The organism is Limnoraphis robusta BA-68 BA1, assembly GCF_034932365.1.
Classification (GTDB): domain Bacteria; phylum Cyanobacteriota; class Cyanobacteriia; order Cyanobacteriales; family Microcoleaceae; genus Capilliphycus; species Capilliphycus robustus.
This window is the reverse complement of record NZ_JAYGHR010000026.1, coordinates 23,175-37,983: the sequence shown is the minus strand read 5'-3', so window position 1 is coordinate 37,983 and position 14,809 is coordinate 23,175. Positions and strand designations below refer to the sequence as shown.

At 42.1% G+C, this 14,809-nt stretch carries 16 protein-coding genes; 9 read left to right on the top strand and 7 right to left on the bottom strand.

The genetic code is table 11. The features are described 5' to 3' along the window. Positions 1-427, bottom strand: a 427-nt coding sequence (locus tag VB836_RS11345; protein ID WP_323219432.1) for a hypothetical protein, incomplete at its 3' end; no start/stop codon positions are given. A gap of 253 nt (positions 428-680) precedes the next feature. Here VB836_RS11345 and VB836_RS11340 point away from each other — a divergent pair. Continuing rightward, positions 681-878, top strand: a complete 198-nt coding sequence (locus VB836_RS11340) for a hypothetical protein (RefSeq protein WP_323219431.1) — start codon at positions 681-683, stop codon at positions 876-878. Positions 879-925: 47 nt separating this feature from the next. On the opposite strand, the gene VB836_RS11335 is transcribed toward VB836_RS11340, so the two are convergent. Then, the gene (locus tag VB836_RS11335; protein ID WP_323219430.1) at positions 926-1,207 is read right to left on the bottom strand and encodes a hypothetical protein; all 282 of its coding nucleotides are present in this window, start codon (positions 1,205-1,207) and stop codon (positions 926-928) included. Positions 1,208-1,701: 494 nt separating this feature from the next. Between VB836_RS11335 and VB836_RS11330 the strand changes: the two genes are divergently transcribed. Both VB836_RS11330 and VB836_RS11325 read left to right on the top strand, forming a co-directional pair. Further along, positions 1,702-2,001, top strand: a complete 300-nt coding sequence (locus VB836_RS11330) for a hypothetical protein (RefSeq protein WP_049560293.1) — start codon at positions 1,702-1,704, stop codon at positions 1,999-2,001. A 445-nt stretch (positions 2,002-2,446) separates the two neighbouring features. Continuing rightward, positions 2,447-3,136, top strand: coding sequence for a hypothetical protein (locus VB836_RS11325; protein ID WP_456085757.1), 690 nt, complete (start codon positions 2,447-2,449; stop codon positions 3,134-3,136). Here VB836_RS11325 and VB836_RS11320 read toward each other — a convergent pair. Then, positions 3,108-4,337, bottom strand: coding sequence for a DUF1501 domain-containing protein (locus VB836_RS11320; RefSeq protein ID WP_323219429.1), 1,230 nt, complete (start codon positions 4,335-4,337; stop codon positions 3,108-3,110). The genes VB836_RS11325 and VB836_RS11320 overlap by 29 nt on opposite strands. Positions 4,338-4,611: 274 nt before the next feature. Here VB836_RS11320 and VB836_RS11315 point away from each other — a divergent pair, with 274 nt between their 5' ends. Next, on the top strand, positions 4,612-5,142 hold the full coding sequence (locus VB836_RS11315; RefSeq protein WP_323219428.1) for a peptidoglycan-binding domain-containing protein: 531 nt from the start codon (positions 4,612-4,614) through the stop codon (positions 5,140-5,142). A gap of 210 nt (positions 5,143-5,352) precedes the next feature. After that, on the top strand, positions 5,353-6,639 hold the full coding sequence (locus VB836_RS11310; protein ID WP_323219427.1) for an LCP family protein: 1,287 nt from the start codon (positions 5,353-5,355) through the stop codon (positions 6,637-6,639). Positions 6,640-6,806: 167 nt separating this feature from the next. Here VB836_RS11310 and VB836_RS11305 read toward each other — a convergent pair whose 3' ends face one another. Both VB836_RS11305 and VB836_RS11300 read right to left on the bottom strand, forming a co-directional pair. Then, positions 6,807-7,418: a hypothetical protein gene (locus VB836_RS11305; RefSeq protein WP_323219426.1), complete on the bottom strand. Its 612-nt coding sequence runs from the start codon at positions 7,416-7,418 to the stop codon at positions 6,807-6,809. 29 nt (positions 7,419-7,447) lie between these two features. Continuing rightward, entirely contained in the window at positions 7,448-7,771 is a 324-nt protein-coding gene (locus VB836_RS11300; protein ID WP_323219434.1) for a 2Fe-2S iron-sulfur cluster-binding protein, read from the bottom strand. A 459-nt stretch (positions 7,772-8,230) separates the two neighbouring features. Here VB836_RS11300 and VB836_RS11295 point away from each other — a divergent pair, with 459 nt between their 5' ends. Then, entirely contained in the window at positions 8,231-10,300 is a 2,070-nt protein-coding gene (locus VB836_RS11295) for a PAS domain-containing sensor histidine kinase (protein ID WP_323219425.1), read from the top strand. A gap of 119 nt (positions 10,301-10,419) precedes the next feature. After that, positions 10,420-11,193 (top strand): YebC/PmpR family DNA-binding transcriptional regulator, encoded by a 774-nt coding sequence (locus VB836_RS11290; protein WP_049560792.1) that lies wholly within the window; start codon positions 10,420-10,422, stop codon positions 11,191-11,193. 2 nt (positions 11,194-11,195) lie between these two features. Here the strand turns inward: VB836_RS11290 and VB836_RS11285 are convergent, their stop codons facing one another. Next, positions 11,196-11,900, bottom strand: a complete 705-nt coding sequence (locus VB836_RS11285) for a potassium channel family protein (protein WP_046281492.1) — start codon at positions 11,898-11,900, stop codon at positions 11,196-11,198. 4 nt (positions 11,901-11,904) lie between these two features. Next, on the bottom strand, positions 11,905-13,254 hold the full coding sequence (locus tag VB836_RS11280; protein ID WP_323219424.1) for a TrkH family potassium uptake protein: 1,350 nt from the start codon (positions 13,252-13,254) through the stop codon (positions 11,905-11,907). A gap of 189 nt (positions 13,255-13,443) precedes the next feature. On the opposite strand from VB836_RS11280, the gene VB836_RS11275 reads away from it, so the two are divergent. Together VB836_RS11275 and VB836_RS11270 are read left to right on the top strand one after the other, a co-directional pair. Continuing rightward, positions 13,444-14,322 (top strand): methyltransferase domain-containing protein, encoded by an 879-nt coding sequence (locus VB836_RS11275; protein WP_323219423.1) that lies wholly within the window; start codon positions 13,444-13,446, stop codon positions 14,320-14,322. Between the two features lie 22 nt (positions 14,323-14,344). Then, positions 14,345-14,803, top strand: coding sequence for a nuclear transport factor 2 family protein (locus VB836_RS11270; RefSeq protein ID WP_323219422.1), 459 nt, complete (start codon positions 14,345-14,347; stop codon positions 14,801-14,803). Positions 14,804-14,809 lie beyond the last annotated feature (6 nt).

Sequence of the window (14,809 nt, the reverse complement as noted above, 5' to 3'; positions counted from 1 at the left end):
GAGTAAACATTCGGTGTGCGAGTTCAGCTCCAAGCAATTTATTCTGAACTCCGACTTCATCAGCCATTATCGTCAGTTGCGATCGCAAATTGTTGATGGTTTGATGAGCATCTGGGACGGGTGCAAGCTCAGGCTGGTAGGGTTCAACCGGGACAAGAGCAACGGGTTGATCATTTTCCAGGGCTATTGACCGTTGCCATTCCTCATAGCTCATGGTGCCTTCTTTCCCACAACAGCTCAAATAGTCCAACAGATAGCCGTAACCTTCCTCAGTTAACATTTCTTCACCTGTGTCCTCATTGGTCGTGAACACTTCTGTCCATGTGACCGTTTCTTTAACTCGGGACAATGGCGAATTTCCATCCCGGCGTCCAAGGTGGGATTTAGAATATCCCGTCATCTCACACAATTCAGATAGAGTGTACATGGCGTTGCTATTGTGTTTTCAGTTTTCAATGAACAATGTTCACGCTCTCGTGAACTGATGAACATACTAAACCGTATGCAACGCTTATGTCAACCTCTTTAAGTTTTTAATCGGTTTATGCCACAATTTTCACTTAATCTGTCAGACGAGTTAAACGACATAATCCAAAAATGTTGCAAGGTTAGTGGACGTTCCCGTAACAGTGCTTGCGTCCAATGGATTCTAGAGGGTGCGTTGCGGGAACTGAAAATGTATGAAGAAGCAAAAATACTTACTGGACAGCATCACTCATCTTCTTTACTCTCTCCAGAGGATGAGCCAGATGAGTAATGCGATCGCATTTCCAGTTCAACAGTCTCTCGTTTGGCGATCGCACCCTTACTATCCCAAAAATCCAGAAAGTTGGGGGATTAGCTCAGATTGGAATGCGATCGCCCACCTGTTAACCTAAGAACAGTTCTTTCCAATTGCTTTCTCCAATAAGGAATGGTGTGATGCTCACCCCTGGCCGTCATGGTTAGGGGTTTTACTTTGGGCGATTTGCGATCGCAACTGCTCAACCTCAAGCCTTGCTTCTTCTAGTTCAGTTCTAAGACGTACATTCTCTCTGACAATCTTTTTGCAATCATCCACATTCCAAACAAAATATCCCATGTCTAAATGCCTAGCAAAAGCCATGATTTCTTCCTTGAATCTCTCAGGGACTCGCACGGCAACCGTTGGGACGTTTAGCCACATAGCCTTTTGCAGTCCCTTGGTGTTGGGATTAGAGTTAGCCATAATATCAATGTACACTGAAAAGTTACTTATATCATATCACTGTACGTTGATTGATGTAAAATGATCACTCACCCCTAGCCGTCATGGTTAGGGGTTTTACTTTGGGGTGTCTACTGGGTGTATACAGGTGTCTACAGTAGGTGTCTACAGGTGTCTACAGTAAGTGTCTACAGGTGTCTACAGTAAGTGTCTACAGGTGTCTACAGTAAGTGTCTACAGGTGTCTACAGTAGGTGTCTACAGGTGTCTACAGTAGGTGTCTACAGGTGTCTACAGTAAGTGTCTACAGGTGTCTACAGTAAGTGTCTACAGGTGTCTACAGTAAGTGTCTACAGGTGTCTACAGTAGATGTATACAGGTGTCTACAGTAGATGTATACAGGTGTCTACAGTAGGTGTATACAGGTGTCTACTGGGTGTCTACGGTGTCTACACTATCTGTTTACTGGTGTCTACACCCTACTAGCAGATAGACTAGACTAAAATATCATTGGCCATGTTGAAAGATTTAAGTTACGCCGCCTTCGGATTGTTGGTGATGATTCAGAAAAAGTTTAGCGATCGCCCATTCCTTCTCAAAGACGTTCTCAATCGGGGTGAGTCAGCCAGCTCAACCAAGAAACTGTTAAGGGAGTTGGTAGATGCAAGTTTTATCTCATCCGGTCAACTCAAGCAATCAGCAACAGGTTATTTTTCAGTCCCACATTACCGACTGATTCAACCCCTACCTATCTCCTTTCTGAATGATGAGGCAACAGACCAGTTAGTTAGAGAGACAGTAGAGCTGAGACAGTAGAAAAATTAAAAGTTAAGCATAGAGGTTAAGCACCCTTCTCTTGAGGGGTGTTTTTTGTTGTTGCACCCATTGCACCCTTTAATGAGCGCTCTACACATATTGCTGCACCCATTGAAACATAGGCACAGAAAGACTTTGCACCCATTGCACCCTTTTTTGAATAAAGGTTTTAGAATACAAAATTAATTAAAGAGCAAGGGTTGTTAGATGAATTAATATACTTACCCCTAGCCCCATGTTGACGGTGAAATCAATGGTGAAATTCTGGTGACAAAAAACAATATTGGGGAACCCTCAGAGCAATTAATTCAAACCCTGTTGGTTAACTCACAGGTGAACCCATTAATAATGTAGAAAGTCGGGAAAGCCTCAAACTGCTTTTGTGTATGGGATGTACGGCAAAATAAGAGGAAATGGGATGTAGGCTCACAGTCAACAGATTGATTTGCGATCGCTTCATCCAGCCGGAGAACAGATTCTGATCGTCGGGGGTGGTTTAACCAGTGGTCACTTGGCTTTGGGGATGGTGGCGCGAGGGGCAACGGTGACGTTAATGGTGCGCCGCCAGTTGCGAGAGAAACTGTTTGATGCTGACCCAGGTTGGTTGGGGCCGAAGTATCTCAAAGCGTTTGAGGCGGAGTCTTCTTGGCAAGTGCGATCGCGGATGATTCAACGGGCGCGAGATGGCGGTTCCATTACTCCCGCTTTGATGATACAACTTAGACGGGCAATCCGTCAAGGAAAATTAATTCTGTTGGAAAATTGTCAGGTGAAAGCGGCAATTTGGGATAACAATTGGCAGGTTGAATGCGATCGCCAAGAGGCACTTACTTTTGATCGGATTATATTAGCAACGGGAACCCAACTCGATGCACGTCAGCATCCATTATTACAGGATATTTTGCAAGTTTACCCCACAGAAATCCTAGACGGTTTGCCGGTTTTAGATCAACATTTACGCATTCCGGGATGTGAATTATTTGTAATGGGAGGATTAGCCGCTTTACAAGTCGGCCCTGTCGCCCGAAATTTAGCAGGAGCGAGAATGGCTGCGGCGCGAATTGTTCCCGCACTTGTTAAACCGAGTTTAGCATTAACGGCAAACCTCAAGCAAATAAAGACAGCGTTTGTTTAGGTTGATAGCCGGGAAAAATACCTGAAACTTGGTTTTCTTTGACCCCAAACTGACTCAATAAAACAGTAGAAACCACTGAGCGAAAATCCGTTGTAATCGCTAAATCTCGACCTTCATAACGTTCGGACTTGGATAAGCCCGGCCATTGACCATAAACTTGACCTCCCCGCAGAGAACCGCCGAAAATCCACATCACATTTCCTCGTCCGTGATCGGTGCCTTGATTGCCATTTTCTGCAACAGTTCGACCAAATTCTGAGAGAACTAAAATTGTCGTATCTGCATAAATTTCCCCCAGTCTATCCACCAATGTTACTAAACCTTCCCCTAAATTTTTTAAGCGATTTGCGAGTTGACCTTGACTCGAACCTTGGTTAGCATGAGTATCCCAACCGCCAACATCCATAAACGCTAATTGAATACTGGGATCTCGTACCATTAAACTCGCTAATTGTCGAGTTTCTCCGGCAAAACCTTTCGGAAGAGGTGCGCCATTATTGGCTTCTTCCATTTCGGCTTCTAGTTGTTTTAATAAAGTAGTACGGGCGGCGCGACCTTCTTGGTAAGCTAAACTAAGCGGATCATTGTTTGAATATAGTTGATCAAAAGCTGACTGAATCTTATCTTGATCAATCGGAAGTTTTCGAGCCGCATTTCCCTGGAAAGAAATATTGCTAGCGGACTCTTTACCTGTTAAAATGAGAGGGATATTTGAACCCACACTGACCGCTTCTACCGGAGTATTTCCCGGTAAAACTCCTAACATTCGATTCATCCAACCTTCTAAAGTTTTTTTGTCTCCCGGTGTACCCGACTCCATGTATTTTTGAGCATCAAAATGAGAACGAGTTTCATCGGTTGAACCACAAGCATGAACAAAGCCTAATGTTCCTTCTTTCCAATAGGGAATAAGCGGAGATAAAGCCGGATGTAAACCAAAATTTCCATCTAAATCTAACGCCCCTTTTTCCTTTCCCGGCTGCGGAATCGCTAAAGTTGGTCTGGCTTCATAATAATCCGTTTCACCATAGGGAACCACTACATTTAACCCATCAATTCCCCCTCGCAAAAAAATCACAACTAAACGTTTAGGCTTAGGAGGGATGGCGAGGCTTTTAGCAAGCCAACCGTGACTTCCCCAAGTCGCGATCGCACTGGTTCCAAAAAGTCCTAAAACCTTGAAAAATTGGCGTCTATCCATAATTTTTTCATCCTCAGTTCATCAATTAATTTTCAAAATATCCTGATGGTATTCACCCCAATTTGAAACATCTGTTATCAACGGTTAGCTGCGAGGCCTATTTTTATTATATGCGATTGACCCAGGAACTTGGTTTCTGAACCGAATTTCAACATTATTCAAGATCAGCAACAAGAAACCCGGTTTCTTAGGCACTATCAGGAGGTTCTGTAGAAATGATTTTATGAGGATTGACAATGCTATTGAGATTTAACTGTTATTTTGAGGATTGACAATGCTATTAAAAATCGGTGAATCAAACCCTAATGTCAAAAACATACAACAACAATTAGAACGATTAGGGTATAATGTCGGTCGATTCGGATTACCCTTTAACAGTCAGTTAGAAAATGCAGTCAAAGCCTTTCAAGCTGAAAACGGACTTCCAATTGATGGAGTAGTTGGTGAGATAACCCAGTTAAAATTAGAAACAGCGATCACGGAATTAGAAAGCCTCGCCAGTTCAAAAAAAGCCCCTGTTCCTCAACCGCCTCTGATGAATAATTCAGGAGATTTTCTTGAAGGAAATTGGTTAGAATGGCGAGTCATAACCAGCAAAAAATTAAACGCTAGAAGTGGACCAGGTTTTGATTATAATATAGATATGAGTTTGCTACCCGGAACAACTTTTTCACCTCATCCCGACTATTATCATCCCCTGAAATATGATCAAGTCGGTAAACCTTGGTTAGTGATCACTTATCAAGGTGCAGCGTTTTTTGTGCGGGCTAATTCTAAATTTATTGAACCCGTAACAAGCTGTTAGTTAAAAGTTGAGGCAGGTTCACATAGATTTATTCATCCCAGAAATAACTGTTCACAGGTTACTGTTGACTGTAAACTGTAAAGTGCAGAGATTAGGGCGGGTTCATATAGGCTTACGCCATCCCACAAGCAACTTTGAGAAACCCGCCCCTAGAAAGATCTCTACTAACATAAACTGTAAACTGTAAACTGTTAACAAGTTGCGCCTGTTATGACTTTTCCCCCTTCCTCAGCTTCAGAGTCTACCTCTCCCCGTCGAATGTCGTGGGGGGTTGTTATCGTCCTTGCGGCTTTGCTATCGGCGATATTAGGCGCAATAACAGCAGCGTTTTTACCCACAGACGAAAACACACCCGATCCCGCTTCCAACGTCCTCAACGAATTTTGGCGCGATCGCTTTGGCTACAAACTGACTCGCCCCGTTAATATATTAGTGATGGGAATTGATCGCACAGAAGACACAGAAGCCAACTCCTTAGAGAGTTTTCAAGGACGCAGCGATACAATATTATTAGTACAATTTGATCCCAAAACATCGTCTATTAGTTCCCTGTCAATTCCCCGTGATACCGAAGTTGAAATACCCGGTTTTGGCCGAGGAAAAATTAACGAAGCCAACTATTGGGGCGGAACAGAATTAGCGAGAAAAACCGTTCATAATACTCTCAATCAAATTCCCATTCATCGCTATGTGCGCGTCAGTAGCGGTGCGTTTAAAGAGTTAGTAGACTTATTAGGCGGAGTGGATGTATTGATTCCCCATCCCATGTCTTATATTGACAATACCCAACAGTTGAAAATCGATTTATCTCCCGGATGGCAAACGATTAATGGTGAACAAGCCGATCAATTTGCCCGTTATCGCAGTGATGCTTATGGCGATATTGGACGCATTCAACGACAACAAGCCTTAATACAAGCCATCCAAGAACGATTACAAAATCCCAATATATTACCCCGTTTACCGCAAATGATTCGGGTCATGCAAAAATACATCGATACTGATTTAAGTTTTAATGAAATTCTCAGTTTAGTTAATTTTGGCTTGAATCTAGAATCTCAACAATTTAAAATGGTAACATTACCCGGACGCAGTAGCACAGCCGAGGAAACCTATAGCAGTTATTGGGTGATTGATGAAATCGGACGCGATCGCATTTTAGCCGAATATTTTCAACAAGATTTAGACACACAATTTGAATCAGAACCTTTACCCCTTGACCTGAAAATAGCCATTCAAAATGCTTCCGGTAACTCCCAAGTCGCCGAAAAAATAGCAGATACTTTAGCCAATCAAGGGTATTATAATGTTTATATTGTTCCCGACTGGCCGAATAAACAACGTCAGACCCAGATTATCGTACAACGGGGCAACCTGTCGAGTGCAGAAGCCTTAAAAAATAAGTTGGGTTGGGGTGAAATAGAAGCCTCTTCTACAGGTGAAATCGGTTCTGACTTTACCTTGAGAATTGGGTCAGATTGGGTGAATCAATTTTAACTTTTGTGATAGTATGATTCCTAAAAATTGGCATAAAAATATTTGGCGTTTTTGTTTAAATGCAATCATCTTAACTCTACTCGCAACATTTTGGGTTCTTGTCACGGCAAAACCCGTTTAATTAGGGGCGCCAACTTCAGCACCCCTAAAGGATTTTGATCTCAAAACTAAGCAATCAAAAACTGACTCGCGCCTAACTGGGGTGCGCCAGTCAGTCTAACTAATTCAACCGCAGTTTGAGAACCCGCACCATCAACATCAAAACTCAACACTCCTGATAAGGTATTGTAGAGGAAATTAGCGTTCGTCCCCACCGGAGTCGGGGCGCCACTAGCAACCAAACTTCCCGTTGCAGAAGCCGTCGTACTCAAAGAAGTTCCCCCAACTAAACCCCCGCCAAAATTCGCCGCCGAGATGCCAATAATATCGCCTTGAGTCCCATCAAAATCGGTAATAATATCAACTCCTGCATCCGATGTCGCATAGGAAAATAAATCAGCACCACCGCCACCTGTGATCAGATCATTACCTCTGCCACCAACAATTACATTATTAGTAGAACTTCCAACAATTACATCATTAAAATCTGTTCCAGTGGCATTATTAACATCACTCAAGGGTTCAACGCTACCGAGACGCCCCAGCAGTGCATCAAACCAAAACTGAGCAATTTTTTCATAACCTTCTACTGTGGGGTGAACTCCACCATCGCCGGGAGGAGGGGTAATATCATCTTCCGTCAGACGATTTGAACCACTAAACATATCCACAAACGTCACCGTTTTCCCTTGTTGGATATAATTGGCTTTTAGGGTTGAAGATAGAGAGAAGATTGATATAAAACTTGCTCTTGATGAGTTTCTAATGTACAATCAGAGCGAGGATAAGCGACACAAGTAACGGTATATCCCGCCTCAACTTCCGCCGGACGCAAAAATGTTTGTTCACTTTGATCGACTTCACCTTCAATTAGCCTGGCTACACAAACCGAACAATTTCCCTGTTTACATCCCGATGGTAAACGAATACCAAGGTCTTCTGCAATATCAAGGATATATTCATCATCGGGTACGGCGATTATCTGATCAAGACCCTGGGCTGAATTTACTAACCGAACTTGATAAACGACCATAAAATTGTGTGAAGAATTTTCCTCTTGAAATTCTAGAAAAAAAAGAGCCACCGAAAAACCCCCAGTAGAGTTATCGCTGGGAACAAAAGTCTATCTATTCTATCCCAACTCTAGAGCGATCGCCGAATCGGGGTGAGATTGATCCGGAAAAAGGTTTTCGCTCGGGTGTTTGTTATATTTGTGACTAAATAGGTGAGGCGTGAATTGGATCAGACATACATTGTTACAGTTTTTAGCATTTTTTTTATTAAAAATTTCAACAAATACCGAAATATCTCTGGACTTATCAAAGTATTAAATTCTACAATAAAGGGTAACACCCCTCAAGTTTAGGGTGCCTCTGCCGGTGACAAACATTCCGAAAATACGATCAACTATCCTGTAATCGATCATGTATCCCTCGATTAATCCAGATTTTAACTTGAAACATCCTAAAATACAGACATGAGGCTTCAACCCATGACCCCGAAATACAAGACGAATTCCTCTATTCAACCCTCTTCCTCTGAACAAAGCAATTACTGTAAGTTCATAGAATATATGCCTACCGCCGTCGCCATGCTCGATCAGCAGATGCGATATATTGTTGTATCCAGACAATGGCAAACTGATTTTGGTCAAAAAAGTGTTAATTTAATCGGACAGTCTCACGATGAACTTTTCCCCAGCTTACCGGATATCTGGCACAAAAACGTTCAGCTTTGTTTAGCGGGAAGCCTCGAACAGTGGGAATTAGAATGTTTACTCACATTACCCGATCATCAGAGTCAGTGGGTGAAATTTAACGTTCAATCTTGGTTAACCGATCAGCAAACCATTGGAGGTTTGATTGTTCACGTCGAAAATATTAGCAAACACCAACAATTAGAACAGGATAGAAAACAAGCTCAACTCGCGATCAATCACGCAGGTGATGCTATTTATTATGTTACCTCAGAGGGGAACGTTTGTTATGCAAATTCAGCCGCTTGTCAGATGATGGGTTACTCGGAAGCTGAACTTTTACAACTCAAAATTCACGACATCGACCCCGATCTCTGTCCAGTCGTCTGGCAAGAACATTATCATCAAGTTAAGCAAAAAGGATATTTAAGATTTCAGTCTTGTCATCAGAAAAAAAATAAGCAAATTATACCCGTTGAAGTCAGTGAGAGTTATTTAGATCCTGACTCTACGGAGGAAAATATTCAACTTGAAGATATAGAATTACCGCTTATTTGTTGGTTAGTCCGGGATATTCGCACTCAGAAAGCCGCTCATTCAGCCATCACAGCTTCTCGCGATCAACTCGAAGCGGTGTTAAATGCAGTACCAGGGTTAGTTTCTTGGATTGGTTCAGATTTGCGTTATTTAGGCGTTAATAAACATCTCGCTCAAGCCTATAACGTAGCCGCCGAAGAATTTGTCGGTCGAGAAGTCGGATTTTTACAAACCAGCCCAGAATTTAATCAATTTGTTTATCAATTTTTTGAAAACCCAAAATGGGTTGATTCTAAAGAAATTACCGCCAATGTTCAAAGTTTACCGCGAACTTACTTGATTGTTGCTCAGAAGTATCAACGGGGAAAAGCTGCCGTTTTTGTCGGATTAGATATTACTCAACGTCAACAAATGGAAGCGGCTTTGCGTCAAAGTGAGGAACGAGAAGCTCGTCGTCGGGTAGAATTAGAAGAAGCATTAATCCAATTGCAGCGAACTCAATCTCAACTGATTCAAACCGAAAAAATGTTATCTTTGGGTCAGTTAGTTGCGGGAGTCGCCCATGAGGTGAATAATCCCGTTAACTTTATTTTTGGGAATCTGTCTCATGCTCAAAATTATCTGCAAGAAGTGATGAGTTTATTAGAACTTTATCAGCTTAATTATCCACAGCCCACGTCGGATATTGAAGCGAGTTTAGAAGAGATTGATTTGAGTTTTATCAAGCAAGATTTACCGCAGTTATTAGAATCGATGAAATTAGGGGCTGAACGGATTCGAGATGTCGTGCGATCGCTACGTTTATTTACTCATGTTAATGAAACTCAAGTCAAGACTGTTGATTTGCATGAAGGACTCGACAGTGTTTTAATGATTTTACAAAATCGCCTACAAGCGAAAGGCGGACGTTCGAGTATTGAACTGGTGAAAGACTATGGTGATTTACCCCGAGTTCAATGTTATGCGAGTCAGCTAAATCAAGTGTTTCTCTACTTGATTACCTTTGGGATTGAACGCATCGAAACCGCTTTACTTCAAAGACAGATGAGCGAGTCTCCGTTGATTAGAGTTAGGACTCAATACTTAGATGAAAACCAGGTTTCGATTTCAATTTATGATAACAGTCCGGGTATGACCTTGGAAGAATGTCAGAAGGTATTTCAACCGTTATTAAAGGGAAAAAATAACCAAGAAACGAGCTTGGGTTTATCGATTGCTTATCATTTAGTTGTCGAGGAACATCGAGGCAAATTAGAATGTTTTTCTGATTTAGAACGGGGGACAGAATTTGTGATGAGAATCCCCTGTTTATTGGCTCAAAATGAGTGATTGTTCGGGTTGAGGGAGGATCAATTCACCTGCAAGTCAGCCAGAACATTGCTAAAATCACTCAACAGGTTACAATATTGACGAGTTGAAGTCATCGATCGCTTTGTTGGTCTGAAGGTATGGCAGGACATAGTAAGTGGGCGAATATCAAACGCCAAAAAGCCCGAGTTGATGCGGTAAAGGGTAAAGTTTTTACAAAAGTCTCACGGGAAATCATTGTTGCGGCTCGTATGGGTGGCCCTGATCCGGCGGCCAACTTTCAACTGAGAACCGCTATCGAAAAGGCGAAAGCCGCAGGTATCCCCAACGATAACATTGATCGGGCGATCGCCAAAGGGACAGGAACCTTTGAAGCCGATTCACAATTGGAAGCGATTCGCTATGAAGGCTATGGTGTGGGAGGGGTGGCGATTTTAATCGAAGGACTCACCGACAACCGCAATCGTACCGCCGCAGATCTACGAACCGCTTTTAACAAAAATGGCGGAAATTTAGGAGAGACGGGGTGTGTCAGTTGGATGTTTGATCAAAAAGCAGTGGTCACACTCGCCGGGCCAATTGACGAAGAAAAACTGCTGGAAGCCTCAGTCGAGGGAGAAGCGGAGTCTTATGAGTTAACCCCCGTCGATGAGACAGAAGGGGCGGAGGTGTTTACTGAGACGAAGAATTTAGAATGGCTCAATCAAGTCATGCAACAAAAAGGGTTTAAAATTGTTCAAGCCGAACTGCGGTGGATTCCCAACAATACCATTGAAGTTAATGATCTTGATCAAGCGCGATCGCTAATGAAATTAATGGATGCTTTAGATGATCTTGATGATGTACAGAATGTGACTGCGAATTTCGAGATGTCTGAGGAATGCTATCAATTGCTTTATTCTGAGCAACTTTAAGCTTAGGTTTGATCAATTAAACGATTGATATCATCGTTTGAACCGAGTACCACAATAACAGTTTCTTTTTTCAAGCGTCGGTTGGGGAGGGGATTGACTTCTAGTTTATCTTTTTCATCCCGAATCACCAGTAACGTCAAACCATATTTACTCCGTAATTCTAACTCAGCGATGGTTTTGCCATCAAATTCTTTGGGAACAAGCATCTCTACAATACTGTAGTTGGAATCGAGTTCAAACTGATCTAAAATTCGCGGTTTAGTTAGGAGTCGAGCCAGTTGACATCCCATTTCGCGTTCCGGAAAAACAACATGATCCGCCCCAACTTTTTTGAGGATTTTCATGTGAGTTTCTGAAGAGGCTTTAGCGACAACACAACCCACGCCCGCTTCCTTTAGATTGAGGGTGGTTGTAATGCTTTCTGCTAAATAATTCCCAATTCCGACAATCACGGTATTAAACTCAAGAATTCCGGCTTCTTTCAACGCACTGGGTTCAGTTGAATCAAGTTGAATGGCGTGGGCGGCGATGCGATTACTTAAAGCTTGACTAACTCTTCTTTCATCACGATCAACGGCTAAAACTTCATAACCCGCACTATGAAGGGTTGAAGCAACAGCACGACCAAAACGACCCATTCCAATCACCGCAAATTGCTGTTTTTCAGTGCGGAAATTTCGTAAAAAGTTTAAAGATGATAAACTCATGGTTCTAACCTACTAAAAGATTTTCCTCGGGATATTCAACTGAAGTGGGTTTTGGATCTCCAACAATCGCCAGCATTAATAACAACACTCCCACTCTACCAATATACATTGTAGCAATCACAACCAATTGAGAAGGAAGGGATAGACTCCCGGTAATTCCTGTTGATAATCCCACCGTAGCAAATGCAGAAACAATTTCAAATAATATCTGCTCAAATTCCAAGCTGGATTGAAACAAACTCACTAAAAGGGTTGAGACAAAAACCACAATACTTGAACCCACTAAAACAGATACAGCTTTCAAAATCAAAGGTGCTGGAATTTTACGTTGATAACACAAGACTTCATCGCGACCTTGTAGCGTCGCCCTCGTACATCTCAGCAAAATTCTAGCCGTTGTTGTTTTGATCCCCCCTCCTGTACTTCCAGGACTCGCACCAATAAACATTAAAATATTGGTGACAAATAATCCTGCGGCCGTCATACTACCAATATCAATGGTGTTAAAACCTGCTGTGCGAGTCGTGACAGATTGAAACCAAGCCGTCATAATCTTTTGGGGGAAAGTTAGAGTTTCAAGTGTATCAACATTCTGAAATTCTACACTAAAAATCAAAACCGTTCCTACAATTAATAGAAACAAGTTGGTCGTGGTGACGATTTTAAAATGGAGTGAAAACTCCCGGTGACAACGATTACGAGATAAACGTTCTCGCATCCACAAATACAACTCGATAATCACCTGATAGCCTAATCCTCCAAAGATGATCAGACCTGTTAATGTTAGATTCAACAGGGGAGAAGTTACATATTGTATTAAGCTATCTGCAAACAGACTAAACCCCGCATTATTGAAGCCATTAACACTATGAAAAATAGACAGCCAGAGTCCTTGATTCAATCCATAGTCTGGGACAAAAACTATCAACAGCAATAAAACCCCCGTCAACTGAAATAAAATGGTTGTCGCAATAATCGATTGAACGAGAGAGACGACACCGCCCAGTCCACTTGTATCTAAGGTTTGTTGCAAAGCTAATTTATCTCTTAAACCAAACTTCCGCCCGATCAGTAGCAATAAAATTGTCGTGGCGGTCATATAACCTAAACCTCCGACTTCTACGAGAAGGAGCATAATAAACTGTCCCCAAAAGGAATAGTATTCTCCTACGTTGACAACAGACAAACCCGTAACACAAACGGCTGATGTTGCTGTAAATAAGGCGGTCACAACAGTAGCAATCGGATTTCTAAAAATGGCTTCATCACCATAGGAAAATGGCATTAACAGCAACAGGGTTCCGGCTGTAATCACAGCCAAGAAGCCTAAGCAAATTGTTCTAGAGATAGTCATTTTTTCTCGATTTTAGAGTTTAGACTTGAGATTGATTCTCTCAAGGATTTCCGGATCTGAATCTGAAAACATTTTAAAGAAATTAGTATAATCGTGCCTCCAACTCAAGATGGTTTATGGCGACAAGAGTGGCAAGTCGCAACAGATCGGTTAATAATAGACTGTCAGTAAAATACAAACATCGCTGTGATGACCTCAACACTTTATCAACAGATTCAACAATTCTACGATGCTTCCTCGACTCTGTGGGAAGAGGTTTGGGGTGAACATATGCACCACGGCTACTATGGCCCGGAAGGCAACCTCAGCAAAGAGCGACGCCAAGCCCAAATTGATTTGATTGAGGAATTTCTGCGCTGGGGGATGGGTTTTTCAGAGCCATCGCAATTTTCCAAAATATTAGATGTTGGTTGTGGCATTGGGGGTAGCACTCTATATTTGGCGGAGAAGTTCCAAGCCGAAGCCACAGGAATTACCCTTAGCCCCGTACAAGCCAATAGAGCCACTGAACGCGCCCAAAATGCCCAATTGGGTCAACAGGTTAATTTTCAAGTCGCCAATGCGTTAGAAATGCCCTTTGAGGATGATTCTTTTGATTTGCTTTGGTCACTCGAAAGCGGCGAACATATGCCGAATAAGCAACAATTTCTACGCGAATGTTACCGAGTTTTAAAGCCAGGGGGATTATTTTTGATGGCAACTTGGTGTCATCGTCCTGTTAGCCCGACTGCTCCCGAACTCACCGATGATGAACGCAAACATTTAGCAGAAATTTATCGGGTTTATGCCTTACCCTACGTTATTTCTTTACCTGAATATGAGGCGATGGCGGTTAAAGTTGGCTTTGATAATATTCACACAGCAGACTGGTCAAAAGCAGTTGCTCCTTTTTGGAATATTGTGATTGATTCTGCTTTTGATTTCAAATCAATTTTGGGTTTATTGTCATCGGGATGGACGACGATTCAAGCGGCTTTGTCTTTGGGATTAATGAGTCAAGGTTATGAACGAGGATTGATAAAATTTGGTTTATTACGAGGGATCAAACCTGAAAAAACCAACAATTAGATTCATAATTTTGCTCATTTTTATGATCGAAGTTGGAGTCAGTTCGGCTCAGGCTGAACCCCTCCATTTTTTATCGTTCAATTCGGCTACTTTGGATGAATTTACTCAAATTCAATTCATGTCAAATTCTTCTCCAATTCAAGATTTAGTCCAGAGACAGCGACAAGCTTGGTTAACAGGTGATATTAACAAAATTATTGCTGACTTTGCCGAAGATTGTTTATTTATTGTCTCATCTTCTCGCCTCCAGGGAAAACAACAAGTTCAGCAAGCGGCTGAAGATTTTTTCACGTCTAATTCAGTCGTTCAGATTGAAATTCATCGGATTATCGAAAACGAAAATCAAGCGGCTATAGAATGGAGTTGGAGCGAGGTGAACCGCCAAACAGGTGAACATTCCTATGCAGAAGATGCGATTATTTTCGCGCTAGAACAGGGAAAGATAAAATATTGGCGGGAATACATTGATAAAATTGATTAAACTCCC

Excerpts from the sequence above, each read along its gene's own strand:
- VB836_RS11340 (WP_323219431.1), top strand. The coding sequence starts at position 681 with ATGAAGAAGCAAAAATACTTACTGGACAGCATCACTCATCTTCTTTAC.
- VB836_RS11335 (WP_323219430.1), bottom strand. The coding sequence starts at position 1,207 with ATGGCTAACTCTAATCCCAACACCAAGGGACTGCAAAAGGCTATGTGG.
- VB836_RS11330 (WP_049560293.1), top strand. The coding sequence starts at position 1,702 with ATGTTGAAAGATTTAAGTTACGCCGCCTTCGGATTGTTGGTGATGATT.
- VB836_RS11320 (WP_323219429.1), bottom strand. The coding sequence starts at position 4,337 with ATGGATAGACGCCAATTTTTCAAGGTTTTAGGACTTTTTGGAACCAGT.
- VB836_RS11315 (WP_323219428.1), top strand. The coding sequence starts at position 4,612 with ATGCTATTAAAAATCGGTGAATCAAACCCTAATGTCAAAAACATACAA.
- VB836_RS11310 (WP_323219427.1), top strand. The coding sequence starts at position 5,353 with ATGACTTTTCCCCCTTCCTCAGCTTCAGAGTCTACCTCTCCCCGTCGA.
- VB836_RS11300 (WP_323219434.1), bottom strand. The coding sequence starts at position 7,771 with ATGGTCGTTTATCAAGTTCGGTTAGTAAATTCAGCCCAGGGTCTTGAT.
- VB836_RS11295 (WP_323219425.1), top strand. The coding sequence starts at position 8,231 with ATGACCCCGAAATACAAGACGAATTCCTCTATTCAACCCTCTTCCTCT.
- VB836_RS11290 (WP_049560792.1), top strand. The coding sequence starts at position 10,420 with ATGGCAGGACATAGTAAGTGGGCGAATATCAAACGCCAAAAAGCCCGA.
- VB836_RS11285 (WP_046281492.1), bottom strand. The coding sequence starts at position 11,900 with ATGAGTTTATCATCTTTAAACTTTTTACGAAATTTCCGCACTGAAAAA.
- VB836_RS11280 (WP_323219424.1), bottom strand. The coding sequence starts at position 13,254 with ATGACTATCTCTAGAACAATTTGCTTAGGCTTCTTGGCTGTGATTACA.
- VB836_RS11275 (WP_323219423.1), top strand. The coding sequence starts at position 13,444 with ATGACCTCAACACTTTATCAACAGATTCAACAATTCTACGATGCTTCC.
- VB836_RS11270 (WP_323219422.1), top strand. The coding sequence starts at position 14,345 with ATGATCGAAGTTGGAGTCAGTTCGGCTCAGGCTGAACCCCTCCATTTT.